The organism is Ligilactobacillus pobuzihii E100301 = KCTC 13174 (assembly GCF_000349725.1).
GTDB classification, from domain to species: Bacteria; Bacillota; Bacilli; order Lactobacillales; family Lactobacillaceae; genus Ligilactobacillus; species Ligilactobacillus pobuzihii.
On the sequence record NZ_KB714693.1, the window covers coordinates 1 to 3,187 of the forward strand.

Consider the following 3,187-nt stretch of genomic DNA (forward strand, 5'->3'; position numbering starts at 1 on the left):
CCTTTCTATTTAGTTTAGACACTTATAGTTTAGGCCTTTATGGCTTTTTTGTTTAATTTTGACTTGTGTTGCACTTGGATTGTAAATCAGGCAATTAAATATATATTAAGGATCTATTCATTATAATACTAGAGCCATTAACATACAAAAAACGGTCCTAGTATGTATTCATACAAAGCCCGTTTTCCTTTATTTTTAACATTATTTGGCTAAATTAAAAGTACTCCAAGGTACTAAGAAGTCTAACAAAGCTAAATCATCCTGTTTTAATTGGCCCACAACGTTTCTACGTCCATCATTTGGCATTTCTTTTAAAACGATCTGCAATTCACCCTTGTATCTCGGATAACCATCGTTAACAACGACAATATCACCGCGACCCAAAGTAAAGTTATTGGTATGTGCTGGAACACTCCTATCACTGTAGACGACCCGAGGTAAAGTATCACGCAATAAATATTCAGAGGCATCACCACGATACAAATGAGCAGGTGTCAAGATAATTTCTTTTTCTAAATCAGAAGCATTTTCTGCTAGATCGACATGCAATGTGGGATAATCACTATTAAATGCTGCAGCAACTGCGGCTAGTTCTTCTTGTGAAGCATAAGCATTGCCGATGATCACATCATCGATCATACCTGTTAGCTTTAAATGAGTTACCTGACTAGCCATCGACCTTGAACGGTCACTTTCCATCGTTGGCAATCCTTCATTAACCGGCCAGGGACCAAATGTCGCATCATGTGATGAAACAAAAGCTGCAGTATGCAAAGCATATTGACGATACTTTTTAGAATAATCCATGAAAATTGCATCGCTTAAACCGGTATATTCTTGCGGATAAAAATTGTGACAGCCGATCAAGTTATCCAACTCGGGCGAATAAGACATAATACTGTCCAAATAATTGGTACCATGGCTCATATTCAATTCGATTTTCAGGCCGAATGGATTATGTGTCATCTGTGCCTCTTCCATTCCAGTAAAGCCTTCATCTAAACGCATACCCCAAACACCTAAATCATGCAAAACATGAAGGTCAGTATATTTTAAACCCAATTCTGTAAACAATTCCGGGTTTACATCAACGACCGTTTTTAAACCTAACTGATCAGCATATTCCACCGTGCGTTTAAACTGACTTAAGATATCTTGGCCCCCTTCACCTTTTAACTGCAAAAGTGAAGTAAAGACTCTAGAATATCCATATTGATGCGCAAGTTTTAAATATTCTTGATCGCGCTCAAAGTTACTTTGATCTGGATAAATAGAAATTCCTAATTGTCTCATTTTCTAACCTCTTATCTTTACTAACTAGCTGATTATTGGTTACCTTTGATCACTTATAATATTGCTCTGCCATTTTTCTGGCCATCTTCTTAAAACGATGCTTACGTAACCACCCAAACATGAACGCACCAATCCCTTGGTTAGCCTTAGTTTTAGTGTCCTTAGCGTAATTTTCCTCAAAGTAATTTAGAATAGCATGCGTATTATCTTTTTTCTCTAGTTGATACTCCACCACAAACCTTTGATCTGAAGTTGTCATCGTATAACCATATTTTTGTCCTGGAACTGCAGAATCAATGTGCATTTTCGCCACCTTACCTGTTGTCCACGTTTTTTCATACGTGTAGCCCGGCAAGTCACGCCATGAGATCTTTTTACCCACTTGTTGACGAATATCTGCCAACGCTGATTCGATCAATTCATGGTATAAAAACTCAACTGGTGCGTCTAAGGTCATATTAATTTCCATACTATTCCCCCTCTCTTTTTTCCTTACTACATGCAATATAAAGCTATAATGAATACAAGCAATACACCAATTCCTAACACCCATAGGGCTGGCGGTTGCTTGATTTAGAAACTAAATTATTAGCCAATATACAAGTTCAGAAGATCCGTACCATTTTCACTGCTCAGTGGGTCTTATTTTATTAGCTGCCTTAACAAATGGTACATAAATTAAGAAGCCGACCACCATATTAAACAATTGCAAAATAACTGCACGCCAATCCATTGTAGCGATCAAAACATTAAAGACGGGTGGCATTGACCAAATAATTTGATTTTTGATCGGCTCGACTAGACCAAGTGAAACTGCCCCATAAGCAATCGAAACCATGACTGTCGGTGCGATAACAAATGGAATAAAGTAAATTGGATCCAATACGATCGGCATCCCAAACATTACTGGCTCATTAATATTAAAGAAGCCCGGTGCTATCGACAATTTAGCAACAGAACGTTGATCATCACGCTTAGAGAATATCAAGATCGCAAATAGTAACAGCAAGGTTGAGCCTGCGCCACCGATCCATCCATATAAATCAAAACTATTCCGTGTCCACAGATATGGCAACTCTTTTCCTTGTTGGAAAGCATTAATGTTAGCTAACTGGGCTGTCAGCCAGATACTGTCCATAACTGGTCCCAAAACATTTGTCCCGTGAATTCCAAAGAACCAAAAAACCTGAACTAAAACTGTCATTAAAAGAACTGCTCCAAAACCTTGACTTAGATTCAATAATGGATCTTGCAGTGTCTTTGCGACAAATTCAATGACTGTTGTTCCGAACTTGCTAAAGACATAACCAATGATACCTGAAATATACAAAGCGGCCGTTGCTGGAATGATACCAGTAAATGCTTTTGCAACAGCTGGTGGTACTGAATCAGGCATTTTGATCGTAATGTTTTTCTTCATCAACCAAATATAAACCGTGGAAGCAATTGCACCCATGATCATAACTGTAAAGAAACCCGTTGAACCAAAGAACTGACCGAAGTTAAAATAACCCCACAAAGAAACATCTTTGCCAGAAACAGCTGCACCAGCGTCTGTTAAAGCCTTGACTGCGCCTTTATTTAAGGCTGAACCTAACTCAATCGATGCACTTTGCGGCAAACTAATAATGAATGAACCTAATGTTACGATCCCACCTGTGATCGGTTCAACCTTATATTGAACTGCCAACTGGTAACCAAATGTAAATGAAAAAATTAAACCTAAAATTGCTAAAGTACCTGTCCATACCATGGCGTTAATATCGATCAACCACTGCATTGAAGACACGATCCCCATCCAGTGCATCTGTGTTGGGATATCACGAATCAAAGCATTTAAAACATTCGCGACCGCACCTGCCATCATGGCTGGCATGATAGTGATAAAAGCATC

The 3,187-nt window shown here is 38.5% G+C and carries 3 protein-coding genes; all 3 read right to left on the reverse strand.

From position 1 onward, the window contains the following. Positions 1-201: 201 nt before the first annotated feature. Positions 202-1,293 carry a DUF871 domain-containing protein gene (locus LACPOB_RS0104150; protein WP_017867571.1) on the reverse strand — a complete coding sequence of 364 codons (1,092 nt, stop codon included), beginning with the start codon at positions 1,291-1,293 and terminating at the stop codon, positions 202-204. A 49-nt stretch (positions 1,294-1,342) separates the two neighbouring features. Continuing rightward, positions 1,343-1,762: a DUF3284 domain-containing protein gene (locus LACPOB_RS0104155; protein WP_017867572.1), complete on the reverse strand. Its 420-nt coding sequence runs from the start codon at positions 1,760-1,762 to the stop codon at positions 1,343-1,345. A 156-nt stretch (positions 1,763-1,918) separates the two neighbouring features. Beyond that, a partial coding sequence (locus LACPOB_RS11745; RefSeq protein WP_040532781.1) for a PTS sugar transporter subunit IIC occupies positions 1,919-3,187 on the reverse strand: 1,269 nt, incomplete at its 5' end.